At 56.5% G+C, this 15858-nt stretch carries 18 protein-coding genes; 17 read left to right on the forward strand and 1 reads right to left on the reverse strand.

Annotation, left to right across the window (positions count from 1 at the left end; all coding sequences use genetic code 11):
- The first annotated feature begins 62 nt into the window (after positions 1-62).
- From ACR0NN_RS12595 to ACR0NN_RS12625, 7 genes are all read left to right on the forward strand, one after another.
- On the forward strand, positions 63-434 hold the full coding sequence (locus ACR0NN_RS12595; protein WP_170723884.1) for a YciI family protein: 372 nt from the start codon (positions 63-65) through the stop codon (positions 432-434).
- 3 nt (positions 435-437) lie between these two features.
- A complete protein-coding gene (locus tag ACR0NN_RS12600) occupies positions 438-1673 on the forward strand; it encodes a sigma-70 family RNA polymerase sigma factor (RefSeq protein ID WP_170723885.1) in 1236 nt (411 codons plus the stop codon).
- Between the two features lie 68 nt (positions 1674-1741).
- On the forward strand, positions 1742-2128 hold the full coding sequence (locus ACR0NN_RS12605; RefSeq protein WP_480684799.1) for a VOC family protein: 387 nt from the start codon (positions 1742-1744) through the stop codon (positions 2126-2128).
- 24 nt (positions 2129-2152) lie between these two features.
- The gene (locus ACR0NN_RS12610) at positions 2153-2551 is read left to right on the forward strand and encodes an MAPEG family protein (protein ID WP_170723886.1); all 399 of its coding nucleotides are present in this window, start codon (positions 2153-2155) and stop codon (positions 2549-2551) included.
- Complete coding sequence (locus ACR0NN_RS12615) at positions 2551-2895, forward strand: TfoX/Sxy family protein (RefSeq protein WP_170723887.1); 345 nt, start codon at positions 2551-2553, stop codon at positions 2893-2895. The genes ACR0NN_RS12610 and ACR0NN_RS12615 overlap by 1 nt, the downstream gene beginning before the upstream one ends.
- A gap of 12 nt (positions 2896-2907) precedes the next feature.
- Positions 2908-3567 carry a DUF2461 domain-containing protein gene (locus tag ACR0NN_RS12620; protein ID WP_170723888.1) on the forward strand — a complete coding sequence of 220 codons (660 nt, stop codon included), beginning with the start codon at positions 2908-2910 and terminating at the stop codon, positions 3565-3567.
- A 361-nt stretch (positions 3568-3928) separates the two neighbouring features.
- On the forward strand, positions 3929-5857 hold the full coding sequence (locus ACR0NN_RS12625; protein WP_170723889.1) for an amidohydrolase: 1929 nt from the start codon (positions 3929-3931) through the stop codon (positions 5855-5857).
- A 231-nt stretch (positions 5858-6088) separates the two neighbouring features.
- Here the strand turns inward: ACR0NN_RS12625 and ACR0NN_RS12630 are convergent, their stop codons facing one another.
- Positions 6089-7123: a LacI family DNA-binding transcriptional regulator gene (locus ACR0NN_RS12630; protein WP_170723890.1), complete on the reverse strand. Its 1035-nt coding sequence runs from the start codon at positions 7121-7123 to the stop codon at positions 6089-6091.
- Between the two features lie 170 nt (positions 7124-7293).
- Here ACR0NN_RS12630 and ACR0NN_RS12635 point away from each other — a divergent pair, with 170 nt between their 5' ends.
- The 10 genes from ACR0NN_RS12635 to ACR0NN_RS12680 all read left to right on the forward strand — a co-directional run bounded on the left by ACR0NN_RS12635 (position 7294) and on the right by ACR0NN_RS12680 (position 15730).
- Positions 7294-7485, forward strand: coding sequence for a hypothetical protein (locus tag ACR0NN_RS12635; RefSeq protein ID WP_170723891.1), 192 nt, complete (start codon positions 7294-7296; stop codon positions 7483-7485).
- A 33-nt stretch (positions 7486-7518) separates the two neighbouring features.
- Positions 7519-8664 carry a TRAP transporter substrate-binding protein gene (locus tag ACR0NN_RS12640; protein WP_480684802.1) on the forward strand — a complete coding sequence of 382 codons (1146 nt, stop codon included), beginning with the start codon at positions 7519-7521 and terminating at the stop codon, positions 8662-8664.
- A gap of 103 nt (positions 8665-8767) precedes the next feature.
- On the forward strand, positions 8768-9283 hold the full coding sequence (locus ACR0NN_RS12645) for a TRAP transporter small permease (RefSeq protein ID WP_170392538.1): 516 nt from the start codon (positions 8768-8770) through the stop codon (positions 9281-9283).
- A gap of 15 nt (positions 9284-9298) precedes the next feature.
- Positions 9299-10630: a TRAP transporter large permease gene (locus tag ACR0NN_RS12650; protein ID WP_170686360.1), complete on the forward strand. Its 1332-nt coding sequence runs from the start codon at positions 9299-9301 to the stop codon at positions 10628-10630.
- 36 nt (positions 10631-10666) lie between these two features.
- Positions 10667-11974, forward strand: coding sequence for a histidinol dehydrogenase (hisD, locus tag ACR0NN_RS12655; protein WP_170723893.1), 1308 nt, complete (start codon positions 10667-10669; stop codon positions 11972-11974).
- A gap of 8 nt (positions 11975-11982) precedes the next feature.
- Positions 11983-12720, forward strand: coding sequence for an SDR family oxidoreductase (locus tag ACR0NN_RS12660; protein ID WP_170723894.1), 738 nt, complete (start codon positions 11983-11985; stop codon positions 12718-12720).
- Positions 12717-13679: an alcohol dehydrogenase catalytic domain-containing protein gene (locus ACR0NN_RS12665; protein ID WP_170723895.1), complete on the forward strand. Its 963-nt coding sequence runs from the start codon at positions 12717-12719 to the stop codon at positions 13677-13679. The genes ACR0NN_RS12660 and ACR0NN_RS12665 overlap by 4 nt, the downstream gene beginning before the upstream one ends.
- Before the next feature lie 18 nt (positions 13680-13697).
- A complete protein-coding gene (locus ACR0NN_RS12670; protein ID WP_170723896.1) occupies positions 13698-14003 on the forward strand; it encodes a UxaA family hydrolase in 306 nt (101 codons plus the stop codon).
- Between the two features lie 12 nt (positions 14004-14015).
- A complete protein-coding gene (locus tag ACR0NN_RS12675) occupies positions 14016-15194 on the forward strand; it encodes a UxaA family hydrolase (RefSeq protein WP_480684805.1) in 1179 nt (392 codons plus the stop codon).
- Positions 15195-15313: 119 nt separating this feature from the next.
- Positions 15314-15730: a universal stress protein gene (locus tag ACR0NN_RS12680; RefSeq protein WP_170723897.1), complete on the forward strand. Its 417-nt coding sequence runs from the start codon at positions 15314-15316 to the stop codon at positions 15728-15730.
- Positions 15731-15858: the final 128 nt, after the last annotated feature.

The following is a 15858-nucleotide window of genomic DNA, read 5'->3' on the forward strand; positions in this document are numbered from 1 at the left end:
GTTGTAGGATTTGCAAGTCTTCGCGCGTCCTTGCACCATGTGAGCAATGCAGGGAGACAAGAATGCTATATGCAATCACAATCTATGGTGAGCCGGGCGTGTTCGAAGCGCTGCCCAAGGAGCGACAGGACGAAGTAATGTCAGGCCATGGCGCGCTGCAATCGGCGCTATCCGAACGCGGGGAGTTCGTATCGATGAAGCTGATGCCGCCGACCTCTGCCGTAATGGTCGAGCCCGCTTCGACAGAAGGCGCAATGCCGCTGATCACCGACGGCCCATTTGCTGAAACCAAGGAGAACTTCCTTGGGTTTTATGCTGCTGAATTCAAAGACCTAGACGAGGCATTGGAATTCGCAAAAATGATTTCGTCCCCTGTTGCAAGGCTTGAGGTGCGACCAGTGGCCTGGGCTGGCGGCGTGATCTCGTCGGAATAGATCATGTCTGACTGGCTTGAGGCCACTTTCACTCTGCACCGTCCGCGTGCGCTTGCGGCCCTGACCCGGTATTTTCGTGATATCGACATGGCCGAAGAGGCGTTTTCGGATGCATGCCTCAAGGCGCTGACGGTTTGGCCCAAAGATGGGGCCCCTCGTGATCCGTTGGCGTGGCTGCTAACGACCGCGCGTAACTCTGGCCTTGATCATGTGCGCAAATCACAACGCCGCGCCGCAATCCTGTCCCGTCATATCGAGGAGTTTCAGCCGATGCCAACTGAGACACCAGATCCTGACGAAATGCGCGATGACGTGTTGCGGCTTCTGTTCATCTGCTGCCATTCGGAGTTAGACCGGCGAGACCAGATTGCCATCGCATTGCGTGTGGTTTTGGGGCTGAGCGTGGACGAAATCGCAAGCGGCTTCCTGATCAAGCCCAAGACCATGGAACAGCGGATCACCCGTGCCAAAAAGAAGATTGCGAGCAATCCGATTGCTTTCGAAACACCCAGCCCGGCTGAGCGGGGCGCGCGCTTGGGCGAAGTTTCCCTGATGGTCTACCTGATGTTCAGCGAAGGATGGTCAACCTCTGCAGGTCCAAAACAAATCAAGCATACTTTGTGCGAAGAAGCGATCCGGCTGGCCCGTCTACTGGCGGCGCTGTTTCCGGCGATGGGGGAACAGGCCGCCTTACTGGCATTATTGCTTTTCCAGCACGCTCGGCGACATGCGCGCATTGATACGGACGGAAAGCTTGTCCCGTTGGACGATCAGGATCGCAGTCTTTGGGACCGCGCGGACATCGCCGAGGCGACGGGTCTTTTGCAGAAGGCCCAGCGAACCGGTCATCATGGTGTTTACATCACACAGGCTGCAATCGCTGCAACGCATTCCCGTGCGGCTTCTGTGGCCGACACGGACTGGGCTTCGATCGAAAGCCACTACGCTGCCCTATATGTGTTGCAGCCAACGCCTGTTGTCCGTCTCAACCAGATCGCGGCCCAGGCGAAGCTGCACGGCCCACATTATGCGCTGAAAGCGATGGAACCTCTGGCGCAGGATTTGTCCACCTATCGCTGGTTCCATGCAATGCGTGGAGGGCTTTTGCAGGAAACCGGTGAACACCAGGCAGCGATCGCAGCCTTTGAAACGGTGATGTCACTTGGCCCAACTGCGCCCGAACGTGTTGCGATCATGGAAAAAATTGCAACCAGCAAAGAAAATTTGCGCCGCATGTAGGCGTGGCCACGCGTCGCGCGTCCTTGGATCAGACCCGTATGTGACGGGCGAAACCAAGGGAGATACCCATGAGTATTTTAGAAATGACCACCGTCGGAAACTCTGGCTGGATCGGACATTCCGGCCCAGATCAGGGTAAAGCCAAAGCCTTTTATCAGGAAGTGCTGGGCTGGACGATCAACGACATGCCAATGCAGGATGGGTCGAGCTATTCTGCCGCTGTCGTTGGCGAAACTGCCATTGGTGGCTTTTCCCCAATGCCAGAGGATAACGGCAGCTGGACGATCTTCTTTACCGTGGCCGACGTGGACGCCAGTATCGCAAAGGCTAAGGCCAAAGGTGCCGCGATTGTTCAACCTGCCATGGATATGCCGGGGGTTGGCCGCATGGCCACTCTGACTGACCCGCAGGGGGCACGCTTTGCTTTGATCACCTACGAAAGCATGGCGTCCTGAGCACGGCCGGAAAGGAGGCATCATATGGAACAGGTTCCGCAGATCGCGCTGGTTGTCACAGCCATTTTCGTTTTGATGAGCATTCCAATGGCGATAGCCGTTGGTGTGCGTCGCACCAAGACCGGGATTTCTCTGCTCCACGGCGAGGATGAAAGTTTGCTGCGGCTGATGCGGGCGCATGGGAACTTCATCGAATATGTGCCACTTGCGCTGCTGGCCCTAGCAGGGGCCGAGATCGCGGGAACAGCGCCCTGGCTGGTCGCGACCTGCGGTGCAGTGCTGCTGCTTGCTCGCCTTGTCCACTATTTCAGCCTTAGCACCTCTGTGAACGGCAAGGGCCGTGCGGTTGGGGCGGCGCTGACGACCTTATCCATGCTGGTGCTCGCGCTGGCAATACTCTGGCAGCTCTGGTTGGGAAACTGATGCCAGCGGATGAAACACTCAACGCCCGCATGCGAGACGCTTTAGCCTCGCATGTGGGCATTTCCGAAAAGCGGATGATGGGTGGTACGTGTTTCTTTTTGAACGGCAACATGCTGTGTGGTGCACGGCGTCATCAAGATGGCGTGGGCCGGTTCATGTTCCGGGTGGGAAAGAATAACGAACCTGCCGCATTGCAGGACCCCACCGCAGAGGCCGTTATTCATGGAGCTCGCAAGCTGGGTGGTTTTGTCCGCGTGGACGAAACAGATTGCGATGATGCGGCCTTGCTGCGATGGCTGCACCTGTGCCTTGAACACGCTGCGGCGCTGCCCAAGAAAGATTGAACGGAGAAACTTATGGCCCAATTCGATTGTTTCGCTCCAGAAGCGATAGGTTTCCTGCGAGAGTTGAAGGCAAACAACACCAAGGACTGGTTTGCAGCGAACAAAGCGACGTATGAGACCCACCTTAAGGCGCCCAGCAAGCTATTCGTCGAAGATATGGAATTGGCCCTGCGTGAACTGACCGGGCAGGATCATGGCAGCAAGATCTTTCGCATTCATCGCGATGTGCGATTTTCGAAGGACAAGACGCCCTACAACGCGCACCTGCACATAGCATTCATTCCGACCGGACAGGCGGTTCAGCCTCCGATGTGGTTCTTTGGCCTTTCGCCAGAAAAGCTGTCCCTCGGCTGTGGGGTGTTTCAGTATGGCCAAGGGGCTTTGGACACGTTCCGCGATGCGATGGCAGGTCCTCTGGGCGGCGAGTTGATCGAGATCACCCTGGAAATGCAAAAGCAGGGTTTCCGGATCGGTGAGCCAGACTTGAAACGCGTTCCTTCTGGTTTTGACAAAGATCATCCCCATCAAGAGGCGTTACGGCGCAAGGGCTTTTCGGTTTGGAGGGACGTCGAGTCCACGACTTTCGCTCTTCAGCCGAAGCTAACAAAGCGAACAACCGCTGCATTCGCCGAGCTTATGCCGGTGTTTCAATTGCTCTCGCGGATCAAGTAACCTGAATTCATGCATTCAGTGAACAACAGCACTGTGCAAGTTGCAGCTGGTTGTGTCCTGGATGCGGAGGCCCCACGCTTAGTGTTGTCTCAGCACGCAATTCAGAGTGGGTATCTAACCCAGGACGATGCGCATAGGTGGCGGAATTTTGTTGATTGAGACGGTCTCGCAGTAGTTAATCAATTTATTAGTAGTACCGATCCGACCCAAAATACTATTCTTGTCGGATTAGAAACCTCTGATGTTTCGCCTCTGTTGCCAAGCGGCCAACTGCAATTCCGGCTGTGAACGAAAGCGCAATCATTGGGTCATATTGGCGGTTTTAAGGGGTGATTTTGACATAAATTGAAGGAGCGAACTGATGTATTATAAGTTTTTTGGATCAGCAGTTGCCGTTGCCGCAATTGTCGCAGGACCTTCGACTGCACAAGAGATTGCCGACACCATCTACACGGGCGGTCCCATCTTAACGATCAATGATGAACAGCCGACAGTCGAAGCCGTAGCCGTCAAAGACGGACGTATCCTTGCGGTAGGTGATCTCGCAGAAGTCATGAATGCTCGGACTAATGCGACCGAACTGTTCGATTTGAATGGCCGGACGATGCTCCCGGGGTTTGTCGACAGTCATGGGCACGTTGTATTTGGTGGTTTGCAAGCGCTCTCGGCCAATTTACTGGCCCCGCCCGACGGAGAGGTCACGGACATAGCTAGTCTTCAGGATACGTTACGCGAGTGGTTGGAAGAAAACACCGAAGCAGTCGAGCAAACTGGGGTCATAATCGGGTTTGGCTATGACAATGCTCAACTTGATGAACTGCGGCATCCGATCCGCACGGAACTGGACGCTGTTTCAACTGATCTGCCTATCATCATAGTGCATCAATCCGGTCATCTCGGGGTCGCCAACTCAAAAGCGCTTGAACTTGTTGGCTTTGATGCGTCCACTCCGAATCCAGCAGGCGGCATAATTCAACGAGATGCCAATGGCGAGCCAAATGGGGTTCTTGAGGAATATGCGTTCTTCGGTGCGCTTGTCCCAATTCTGGGTCAACTCGGACCGGAAGCATTGTTGGCATTCGCCCAGGCGGGTGCCGATCTCTGGGCGAGTTTTGGGTATACGACGGCGCAGGATGGGCGCTCTTCAGCAGAGGTGGTTGAAGCGCTCAAAGCCGTTGCCGCCGAGGGCAAAATCCCGATCGATGTCGTGGCGTTTCCCGACGTTTTGGAGGCACAAGACTATATCGACGAAAACACCTCAGCCGACTACTCAGACGGTATCCGCGTTGGCGGCTGTAAGTTGACTATTGATGGGTCACCGCAAGGCTTCACCGCGCTTCGCGACCGGCCCTACTACAAACCGGTAGGCGACTACCCGGCAGGCTATGTCGGCTATGCTGCGGTAACGATGGAGCAAGTGCAGGAGGCTGTAAACTGGTGTTACGAGAACGGCTTCCAGATCATAACGCATGCCAATGGCGAAGGTGCCTCGGATATGCTGATCGCGGCGCTGGAGGCCGCGCAAGCCAAATACGGTGACCCGGGAAATCGCCCGGTTCTGATCCATGGTCAGTTCATGCGTGAAGATCAGGTGGATGCCTACAAACGCCTCGGCGTGTTTCCGTCGCTTTTTCCGATGCACACATTTTATTGGGGTGATTGGCATCGCGATCATACTGTTGGGCCGGTCAATGCAGAAAACATTTCACCCACAGGTTGGCTCGTTCAACGAGACATGAAGTTCGGATCGCACCATGATGCCCCGGTGGCGTTTCCGGACAGCATGCGCATTCTTGATGCAACTGTCACACGCCGGACCCGTTCAGGGGACATTCTTGGGCCACACCAGCGCGTTGACGTAATGACCGCCTTGAAGGCTTTGACGATCTGGCCAGCCTGGCAGCATTTCGAGGAAGATCAAAAAGGCTCGATCGAGGTGGGAAAGCTCGCGGATTTTGTCCTTTTGGCACAAGATCCTACCGCCATTGATCCTGAAATGCTGGATCAGAACCGGGTCGTTGCTACTATCAAAGAAGACGAAACAATCTTCGAAGAAGGAATACGAGAAGGACATTTGAACTATAGACCACGCGGCAATGGCAACGATCCCTATGCGGATTTCCTGCGGTCGTTTGCTGTTGCTCAGGAAATGCGAAACTCGCCTGGCGCATTAAGCCGGATACGCCCGTCAGTTCTGTCCCGAGCGCCGCATTCGGGCGCTTGCGTGGTAGGCACGCTGGGGGACATTGTCACGGCATCGCTTGTTGTTACAACTGAAGATAGCCAGTAGCTGAGCATGGGGAAGCTAAACTGCGTCCGTCGTGTGTTGATCTTCAATGCCTGAATAGGGGTTGCCTACTAGAAAGCATTGAGGCGTCCTGAACAGTCGAGGCATAGAGCACAGTTTAGGCAGCGGATACTGCTCTTAATAAAGTCGCTATCGGTATTGACTCAAAGCGATATGGGGCCTTGCGCACGCTTGAAATTCGACAACTTGCAGATGACTGTAACCTGTTGGCCTCTACACAGCGCGAAGAGCGCCCAACGACTGACGCAACCGAATTTCCGTTGGAAGCTCAACGCTCTGAGCGTTCGTGCCCTCCCGCAACATCTGGATGAGCATGCCGGCTGCCCGACGGCCCATATCGCGGTGCGGGACATGGACGGTCGTAAGTGCCGGTTCAGCTAGCATTGCAATTTCGATATCGTCGAAACCTGTGATTGAGATATCCTTGGGCACCTCAAGCCCCATTGCTCGGGCCGCGCGCAATGCCCCTACAGCCAGAACGTCGTTCACACACATTACGGCTGTCGTTTGAGGTGCTCTCGCCATGATATCGCGAAAAGCGATTTCGCCAGTCTCGACGCCGTAAGGAGTTTCAACGATTAGCAGCGAGCCGGGGTTTTGACCTGCCTCGGCCTTTGCTTGGCGAATGCCTTCTACGCGTCCCCGTGCCCGATCATTTGACCCAATAGGCGCAGAGATACAGGCGATGTGATGGTGCCCTTGTGCGATGACCTCTCGCGCAAGAGCTGACATCGCGGTTCGGTTATCAAAACCGACGGCTGGACGCGCCTCATCGGGGTTGAACGACCAGGAGATAAGGGTCGGAACCTGCCGCTTTTCCAAGAATTCGTAGATTCCGGGCTTGCGATCATAGCCGATCAGCAAAAGCCCGTCTGCACCCCTTGCCACCAAGGCACGCACCTGTTGTTCCTCAAGTTCGGCATCGTAGGCCGAAGACGCGACCAGCAGGGTTTTTCCGTGCCGCACCAGTTCTTCCTGGAACGCCTGCAAACCACGCGCGAAAACGGCATTTTCCATAGTTGGGATCACGGCAGCAATTGTATTTGTCTGGCGCGCCGCAAGGGCCTGCGCGCCGAAATTTGGCGCGTACCCAAGCTCGTTTACCGCCGCGAGCACGCGTTCGCGTGTGGCATGACCAACCCGCTCGGGTGAGTTCAGGCAGCGCGAGACCGTTGCGGTCGACACGTTTGCCAGACGTGCGACATCAGCAAGGGTCGGGACTGGGTTTTCGTTTCCGTTCTGAGCCATGATCAATCTTATCTTTATGGACTGGCTCCTAGCCCAAGTCACGTTTCAGCAAAAGGATGAAGTTATCGACAAGCGTATCGTAGTGCAAATGTAAGCGCTTGCATAAACTTATGTAAGCGCTTACATTGCGGGCGACTCAGTGCGAGATCTGGATGGGTTTGGGAGGGCGCATGCCATACTTGATAGCAGCGATATTACTGCTCGCGTTTGTTGCGAATGTGGTGATCGGAGCGGTCACGAAAGCGCCTCTGGTCAATAATGTCTGGGAAATGCTGATTTTGTTTGCGGCGGCCATCGCCTTTTCGGTCGGCATTCTTCGCAGCGAAGCACAAGAAATTTCGGAGGAAAATCCAAAGGAATAAATCCGAAAAAGTCCAAACGGGAGGAGAACACACATGGACAAGACCAAACAGGAGCTCGCGTCGGCCGAGCGGCGAAATTTTCTAAAGCTTGCGGGCACGGGTTCGTTCACAGCTGCCATGGTGGCGGGTGCAGCCGGGACTTTGTGGTCCAGCGAGGCAGCAGCTCAGACGGCCGCCGAGGAGCGTGATCGCGAGAACGCGGCAGAATTCAAAATGACTTTGGCGACGGCTTATGTGCTGGGCGCGTCTCGTAGTTATCCGATCATGCAGCTGGATCTGAAAGAAAACATCCAGAACATGACGAATGGAAAGGTCTATGTGAAACTGGCCCCCGGCGGTCAGCTTGGCGCTGGTGGCGCTTTGGCGCAGGCTGTACAAGGTGGAACCATTCAAGCCGCGCAACATTCGCTTTCGAATTTCGCGCCTTTCGCGAGCGTGGTTGATCTGATCAACCTTCCGTATTTCTGTGGATCCAATCAGCGGTTCACCAACCTGACTTCATCTGAAGCGTGGAAAGCAGAAGTTGACCCCAAGATCGCTGCATCCGGGTTCAAGGCGCTGATGTACATCGTGATTGATCCGCGTGTCGTCGCGGTTCGCAAGGGGGGCAACGCGATCATTACTCCTGGCGATATGTCAGGCGTGAAATTCCGCGTGCCTGGCTCGAAAATGCTGCAACAGTATTACGGGATGGTGGGTGCAAACCCGACGCCTGTTGCGTGGGGTGAAACGCCGTCAGCGATCCGGCAAGGCGTCGCAGATGCGCTTGACCCCTCAGTGGGCGCGCTGCATGTATTTGGCTTTGGTGAGATCCTCAGCCATGTGACCTTCACTCAAGCGGTGCCTGACAGTCAGGTCTATTCGATCAACCTTGAATGGTTTGACAGTCTGCCGATGGACGTCAAGGAAGGTATCGAATTTGCGGGCGAAGTCACCCAGCAGCAGAACCTGTCCAAAGTGCCTTCGGCACGGGCCTATGCGATGTCTCAATTGATCGCAAACGGTGTGGAGTTCCACTCGCTCAGCGAAGATCAGTTGGCCGAATGGAAAGAGGCCGGTGGTTATCAGCGCAGCGAATGGGACAGCTTCAAGACCGAGCTGGCCGGATCGATGGAGGCGTTCGCCAAGCTGGAAGAAGCCGCAGATACGCGTGCGAAATACTACGTGCACGACGCCTGATCGCGTCTCTGGGTCGACGCCTTGGGCGTCGGCTCACCAGATGTTTGCTCACCCAAAACACCACTAGAACACGTCGGCCCCGCGCGGCGGTAGTGAGGATGCTATGTCTCAGCTCTTTCGAGCGATTGATAAAAATGCTGAACGTTGGCTGCTGTTAGTCTTCTACGTCATGCTCGTCGGCACGATGTTCATCGAAGTGGTCCGGCGCGAGGTCTTTGCCTACTCGTCCATCTGGGGCGAAGAAATCGTCCGGTATGCGTTTATCTATCTCGCATGGATCGGTGCCGCTGCTGCGGTCAAGGAACGCGGGCATATCCGCATCGACGTTCTGATGCACTATGTCCCGCGCACGGTCAAAACGCTGCTCTACATCTTCGGCGACATCGTCATGTTTATCGTGGCTCTCGTCGCGATCTACTGGTCGTGGGAGACGGTTCACGTGTCCTGGAAATTCGGATCCGTCACGCACGGTCTACGGATCAGCCAGGTCTTTTTCCTCATGGCGGTGCCGTTTGGTTTCGCGCTGGTCATCTTCCGGCTGGTGCAATCTTTCCTCCGCGATATTGCCGACCTTCGAACGGGCCGTCCCGTTTACGAAGGCGACAAGTTGTTCGATTAAAGGGGGGCCTAAGTCATGATGTGGCAACAACTCGGCGGTCAAACGCTAGAACTTGGGTGGGACTTCTACGCCTCCGTCATTCTTTTCGTCGCGCTAGTGGCGCTCGCTGTCCCGGTTTGGGCCGCAATCGGTGCAGCTTCGATCACGATGCTTCTCATGTCGGGCGCGCTTCCACTCAGCCTTGTCGGGGAGAAGCTGTTCTCAGGCATCGACGCCTTTGCACTAACGGCTGTGCCGTTATTTATCCTGACAGGTGACGTGCTTGTCCGAACCGGGCTCAGTCGAAAATTCCTTGATGTGGCCGAAGCTTTGACCTGCTGGGCTAAGGGTGGGTTCGGATCGGCCACCGTTCTGGTCTGTGGTATGTTCGCGGCGATCTCAGGATCGGACGCAGCAGGCGCGGCTGCGGTCGGACGCATGACCATCGACCGACTGGTTGAGAGCGGTTACCCCCGCCCATACGCCTGTGCGCTGGTCGCGGCGGGGGCCTGTACCGGAATCCTTATCCCGCCCTCCATCGCCTACATCATCATTGGCCTCGTGCTAGGTATAGCAGTCTCAACCTTGTTCCTTGCGGCGTTGATCCCCGGCCTTTTAATCCTGACGGCCATCCTGATCACCAACGTCGTGATGAACCGACTGAACCTTTGGGAAGGCGGCGGCATGATGACCGCAGCCGAATGGCGCGCGAACCTGTGGAAGACGGTCAAGTCCGGCTGGTATGCTTTTCTTGTTCCCGGCATCATCTTCTACGGCATCTTCTCGGGGAAACTGACCCCGACCGAGGCAGGCGCTGTGGCGGTCGTCGTGACCATATTCATCGGGTTTATCCTTGGCACCCTGAAGCTTTCGGATTTTCCGGCCATGCTGGTCAGTTCGGCCAAGGTCAACGGTGTGATCCTTCCGATCATCGCCTTCTCGATCCCACTGGCCGAAGCGCTTGCGATCATTGGAGTGCCGCAGGGATTTGTAGGGGCTTTGACCTCGGTCAGCAGCAACGAATTCGTACTGATCGCCATGATGGTCCTTATCCTGATTATTGCGGGCTGCGTCATGGAAACGACGCCCAACATCGTGATCCTGGCACCGATCCTCTATCCGCTGGCGCAAGAGATCGAGATGAACCAGATCCAGTTCTGCATCATGATGATCACGGCGCTGGGTGTGGGCTTCATCACACCGCCATTGGGGCTGAACCTGTTCGTGGTGTCGGGGATCACGGGGGAGTCGATCCTCAAGATCGCCTACCGCGCCATCCCCTTCGTTTTCTTCATGCTGATCGTGACGTTGATGATCGCCTATATCCCGGCGTTCTCTACCTCGCTGTTGCCTGATGTCTATCGATAAGCCGCCAAAAGACGCGGTAAGAAAAGGACTCGATACATGACCCGTGAATACCTGAAGAAAGCCACGCTGACCGCGCGCAGCGGAGCGTCGGATGTCAGTGAAATTGTGCAGGGAATCCTGACCGACATCGAGACAGGTGGCGATGCCAAGGCGTTGGAATACGCCGCCAAATTCGACAACTACGAAGGCAACGTCATTCTCAGCGATGCCGAAATCCAGGCTGCCATGGATGCTGTCCCGGAAAAGCTGAAGCGTGACATCGAGTTCAGCCATAGCAATGTTAAACGCTTTGCCGAGGCGCAAAAGGCATCCATGACCGACATCGCGGTCGAGGTCGTGCCGGGCCTGACCGCTGGCCAGAAGATGATCCCGGTTGACGCTGCCGGATGCTATGTGCCGGGTGGACGTTATAGCCATATCGCCAGCGCGATCATGACCGTGACGACGGCGAAGGTGGCGGGATGTAAACATATCGTCGCCTGCTCACCACCGCGCCCGGATGTCGGTATCGCGCCTGCGATCGTCTACGCCGCGCATATCTGTGGCGCCGACAAGATCATGGCTATGGGTGGCGTGCAGGGTGTTGCGGCGATGACCTTCGGGTTGTTCGGGCTTCCCAAGGCCAACATCCTTGTGGGACCCGGCAATCAGTTTGTGGCCGAAGCAAAGCGTATCCTGTTCGGGCGTGTCGGCATCGACATGATCGCGGGCCCGACGGACAGTCTGGTCCTTGCGGATGTCACTGCTGATCCGATGGTTGTTGCAACTGACCTCGTTGGGCAGGCCGAGCACGGATACAACTCACCGGTTTGGCTGGTGACAGACAATCGCGACCTCGCCGAAGAGGTTATGCGCTTGGTGCCTGTCCTGATCGAGGACCTGCCCGAAGTGAACCGCGAAAACGCTACGGCTGCGTGGCGCGATTATGCCGAAGTCATCCTGTGCGCGGATCGCGAGGAAATGGCGGCGACATCGGATCAATACGCCCCGGAACACCTGACAGTCATGGCCAATGATCTTGATTGGTGGCTGGATCGGCTGACGTGCTATGGGTCGCTTTTCTTGGGCGAAGAGACCACGGTTGCCTTTGGCGACAAAGCCTCGGGCACCAATCACGTGCTGCCCACGAGCCGGGCGGCCACTTACACCGGTGGCCTCAGCGTCCATAAATACATGAAGATCGTGACCTGGCAGCGCTCGACCGCTGATGCGATGAAGCCGATTGCGCAGGCGACGGCCCGTATCTCACGCCTTGAAGGTATGGAGGGGCACGCGCGTACTGCGGATATTCGACTGGCCAAGTTCTTTCCCGATGAAAACTTTGACCTGACAGCCGAAGACTGACCCAACCCGTGACCTATCATCCTGATCTCACTGGACATACCGCTCTTGTGACTGGGGCCAGCTCCGGCCTTGGACGCAGAGCGGCAGAGGTACTGTCGCATGTCGGCGCTAAGGTCGTGGGCGTGGCGCGACGTGCAGAAGCGTTGTCCGAGCTGGATCAGGTTCATGCGCTGCCATGGGATCTTTCAAATCGTGATCGGCTGGCCGAGTTGGCCGATGCAGCGTCACAACCGTTTGGGGCACCGGATATTCTGGTACATGCAGCCGGGATCAACACGCGTGAGGCTGCGGATGATGTATCGCCTGAGGGGTGGGACGTCACACTGGGATTGAACCTGACGGTTCCTTTCTTTTTATCGCAGCACCTTGTGCCTGAAATGAAGACCAAGGGTTGGGGGCGGATCGTCAATTTCGCTTCGCTTCAATCCAGCAGAGCCTTTCCCGGAGGGCTTAGCTATGGCGCGTCGAAGGGTGGTATAGCGCAATTGACACGGGCAATGGCCGAGGCCTGGTCTTCAAGCGGGATATGCGTAAACGCAATCGGCCCGGGGTTTTTCCGAACCGAGCTGACGGCTGCGGTGTTCAATGATCCTGAACGTGCCGCCCGTAACGCTGCACAAACCTGCATCGGTCGAAACGGTGAGCCCGAAGACCTTGATGGCCCATTGCTTTTCTTTTGTTCCGATGCCTGCGCCTACGTGACCGGACAGGTTCTGATGGTCGACGGGGGGTTCACGGCGAAATGAAAGCTCTGGTCTACACCGATGTCGAAACGCTGGAATACCGCAAATTCGCGGCCCCGGAGCCCGGCCCCGAAGAAGTTCTCATCCGCATCGACAGCGTCGGGATATGCGGGTCCGACATGCACGCCTATCTGGGCCATGATGACCGACGACCCGCACCGCTGATCCTCGGCCATGAAGGGGCAGGAGTGACGGCTGATGGTCGCCGCGTGACGATCAACCCGCTGGTGACTGACCCCAGCAGTGCCGCAAGCCGGTCCGGGCGCGAGAACCTGTGCCCGTCGCGACAGATCATCTCTATGCCACCGCGCGAAGGCGCTTTCGCCGAGTACGTCTCGGTACCGGAGCGCAATTTGGTTGCAGTGCCTGATCACGTCACGCTTGAACAGGCTGCACTGGCCGAACCAATTGCAGTGAGTTGGCATGCGGTGCGGCTTGGGCTCGCGGCCTTGCACCCGGCAGATGAACGACGGGCGCATGTGATCGGCGGCGGAGCCATTGGTCTGGCAGCAGCGCTGGCGCTAAACGCGATGGGGGTCAGGAAAGTCACTCTGTCTGAGCCGAATGCAGTCCGCGCTGCATATCTGCGCGAACACTGTGGGATCGACGTGGTGGACGCGCCAGAGCAGGACATCCCCTTGGTGATCGACGCTGTGGGTTTCGCAGCCACCCGCGCCGTTGCCTCGGCGCTCGTTAGCCCCGGTGGGGTGATCTTGCATATCGGCCTTGGCAGTTCTGAAGGGGGCCTCGATATCCGGCGTATTACGCTGCAGGAAATCACCCTGATCGGCACTTACACCTATACCGCACAGGACTTCCGCGACACCTGCAGCGCCATGTTTGATGGCCGCCTTGGCCCGCTTGACTGGGTCGAAACGCGTGGGCTGTCCGACGGGGCCGCTGCCTTTGCAGACATTCGCGCAGGCCGAACGCTTGCGCCGAAAACCATCCTTAAACCATAGCGAAAACCGGAGACGTTCATGTCAAATCCAGCCCCAAACGAAATACCGCACCTTTTGGTGCATGAAGATGAAGACAATGTTGGTGTTGTGGTGGTCGAAGGCCTGACCGCGGGCACTGACATGCTGTGCTGTGTTACCCACGACAATTCGACCTTTCGCCTAACCGCGGGCGCGGATGTTCCGATTGGCCATAAGATTGCGCTCAAAGACCTCAAGGACGGGGATACCGCGATCAAGTACGGCGAGGACATCGGCAAAATCATCGCAGACATTCCGCAAGGCGGGCATGTCCATACGCATAACTGCAAGACCAAGCGCTGGTAAGGGGCTAATATCATGAGCAAATATTCGAACATGACCGTCATGGGCTACCGGCGCGAAAATGGCCGCGTCGGCGTGCGCAACCACGTGTTGATCCTGCCCGTCGATGATATTTCCAATGCCGCGTGCGAAGCGGTGGCCAATAACGTGAAGGGCACGCTGGCGATCCCGCATGCCTATGGTCGGCTGCAGTTCGGCGAAGACCTCGAACTTCATTTCCGCACAATGATTGGCACCGGAGCCAACCCCAATGTGCATTCGGTGGTCGTCATCGGGATCGAGCCTGGATGGACCAAGCGCATTGCCGATGGCATTCGCGAGACCGGCAAGGAAGTGGCCGAGTTTTCTATCGAACAAAATGGCGATTTCGAAACCATCCGGCGCGCTTCTTGGGCGGCCAAGGACTTTGTCCATAAGGCGACCGAGGTTCAACGCGAGGAATGCTCGATCAACGAGCTGTGGATCTCGACCAAATGTGGTGAGAGTGACACGACGACGGGGCTGGGATCCTGTCCCACCGTTGGCAACATGTATGACAAGTTGCTGCCTGAAGGGATCACCGGTTTCTTTGGTGAAACCTCCGAGATCACTGGTGCGGAGCATATCTGCCAGAAGCGCGCCGTCAACGAAGAGGTTGGCGAGCGTTGGTACAAGATGTGGAAGGCCTATCAGGACGATGTGATTTTCGCGCATCAAACCGATGACCTGAGCGACAGCCAACCGACAAAGGGCAATATCGAGGGTGGTCTGACCACGATTGAGGAAAAAGCGCTGGGCAATCTCGAAAAGATTGGTCGCACCTCGCAATACATTGATATTCTGGAACCAGCCGAACAGCCGAACTCGGGCAAAGGGCTCTACTTCATGGACAGCTCTTCGGCGGCGGCGGAATGCGTGACGCTGATGGCCGCAGGTGGTGCGGTGATCCATACCTTCCCAACAGGGCAGGGGAACGTGGTGGGCAACCCAATCGTTCCGGTCATCAAAATTACCGCCAATCCGCGCACGGTGCGCACTATGAGCGAGCATGTAGATGTTGATGTCTCGGGCATTCTGCGCCGTGAGCAAACCATTGATGAGGCTGGCGATGCGCTGATCGATATGATCCGTCGAACCGCAAACGGTCGCAACACAGCGGCGGAAGCACTGGGGCATCGAGAGTTCTCAATGACCAAGCTGTACCGCAGCGCCTAAGAAGCCGCGCGGCGGTCATCTGCAATTGCTGTGGCCGCCCGTATCTTTGGGAAATCCCATTGAAATAGCATTTATGCCCTGGTCTTGGACGTCACCTCAACCCAGTAGGAGTGCCCTACATGTACAAATCCATCTTGATCCCCGTGGCAATCGATCATGAAGAACTGGTTGCCGACAAAATCGCCACGGCGCGCAAGCTCTTGGCCGCAGGTGGAAAGATTACATTGCTCACTGTATTGGAACAGATACCGGGCTTTGCTGCAGAGTTCGTGACCGTAAAGTCCGAGAACCATCTGACCGACAAAATCATGGGATCTCTCAAATCGATTGCCGGAGAAGAAACTGATGTTGTTTGTCAGGTCGAGACCGGTAAGCCCGGGGTACGTATCACCGAAGTCGCGCGCGAGATCGGCGCTGATCTGATCATTGTAGGGGCACATCACCCTTCGGCGATGGACTATTTCCTTGGTTCTACAGCTGCGCGCGTATCGCGCCGGGCATCGTGTTCAGTCTTGATCCAGCGCCCTCATACCTGAGAGAACTGCTGGGCGTTAGGTAGCACTTGTAATCAAGCCAGCCGAGAAGGCTGTCACTTGGGCGACTTCAATCCGATGCAAGTTCAGGCGACGCTCTGGCCGAGTGGTGCGAACTTGGCGCTCGATAT

This window comes from Ruegeria sp. BA2 (assembly GCF_056539605.1).

Bases quoted from the DNA above. Each gene is read 5' to 3' on its own strand.
- ACR0NN_RS12630 (WP_170723890.1), bottom strand. From the start codon at position 7,123: ATGGCTCAGAACGGAAACGAAAACCCAGTCCCGACCCTTGCTGATGTC.
- ACR0NN_RS12645 (WP_170392538.1), top strand. From the start codon at position 8,768: ATGTCTCAGCTCTTTCGAGCGATTGATAAAAATGCTGAACGTTGGCTG.
- ACR0NN_RS12600 (WP_170723885.1), top strand. From the start codon at position 438: ATGTCTGACTGGCTTGAGGCCACTTTCACTCTGCACCGTCCGCGTGCG.
- ACR0NN_RS12605 (WP_480684799.1), top strand. From the start codon at position 1,742: ATGAGTATTTTAGAAATGACCACCGTCGGAAACTCTGGCTGGATCGGA.
- ACR0NN_RS12625 (WP_170723889.1), top strand. From the start codon at position 3,929: ATGTATTATAAGTTTTTTGGATCAGCAGTTGCCGTTGCCGCAATTGTC.
- ACR0NN_RS12640 (WP_480684802.1), top strand. From the start codon at position 7,519: ATGGACAAGACCAAACAGGAGCTCGCGTCGGCCGAGCGGCGAAATTTT.
- ACR0NN_RS12650 (WP_170686360.1), top strand. From the start codon at position 9,299: ATGATGTGGCAACAACTCGGCGGTCAAACGCTAGAACTTGGGTGGGAC.
- ACR0NN_RS12595 (WP_170723884.1), top strand. From the start codon at position 63: ATGCTATATGCAATCACAATCTATGGTGAGCCGGGCGTGTTCGAAGCG.
- hisD (WP_170723893.1), top strand. From the start codon at position 10,667: ATGACCCGTGAATACCTGAAGAAAGCCACGCTGACCGCGCGCAGCGGA.
- ACR0NN_RS12665 (WP_170723895.1), top strand. From the start codon at position 12,717: ATGAAAGCTCTGGTCTACACCGATGTCGAAACGCTGGAATACCGCAAA.
- ACR0NN_RS12675 (WP_480684805.1), top strand. From the start codon at position 14,016: ATGAGCAAATATTCGAACATGACCGTCATGGGCTACCGGCGCGAAAAT.
- ACR0NN_RS12610 (WP_170723886.1), top strand. From the start codon at position 2,153: ATGGAACAGGTTCCGCAGATCGCGCTGGTTGTCACAGCCATTTTCGTT.
- ACR0NN_RS12615 (WP_170723887.1), top strand. From the start codon at position 2,551: ATGCCAGCGGATGAAACACTCAACGCCCGCATGCGAGACGCTTTAGCC.
- ACR0NN_RS12680 (WP_170723897.1), top strand. From the start codon at position 15,314: ATGTACAAATCCATCTTGATCCCCGTGGCAATCGATCATGAAGAACTG.
- ACR0NN_RS12635 (WP_170723891.1), top strand. From the start codon at position 7,294: ATGCCATACTTGATAGCAGCGATATTACTGCTCGCGTTTGTTGCGAAT.
- ACR0NN_RS12670 (WP_170723896.1), top strand. From the start codon at position 13,698: ATGTCAAATCCAGCCCCAAACGAAATACCGCACCTTTTGGTGCATGAA.
- ACR0NN_RS12620 (WP_170723888.1), top strand. From the start codon at position 2,908: ATGGCCCAATTCGATTGTTTCGCTCCAGAAGCGATAGGTTTCCTGCGA.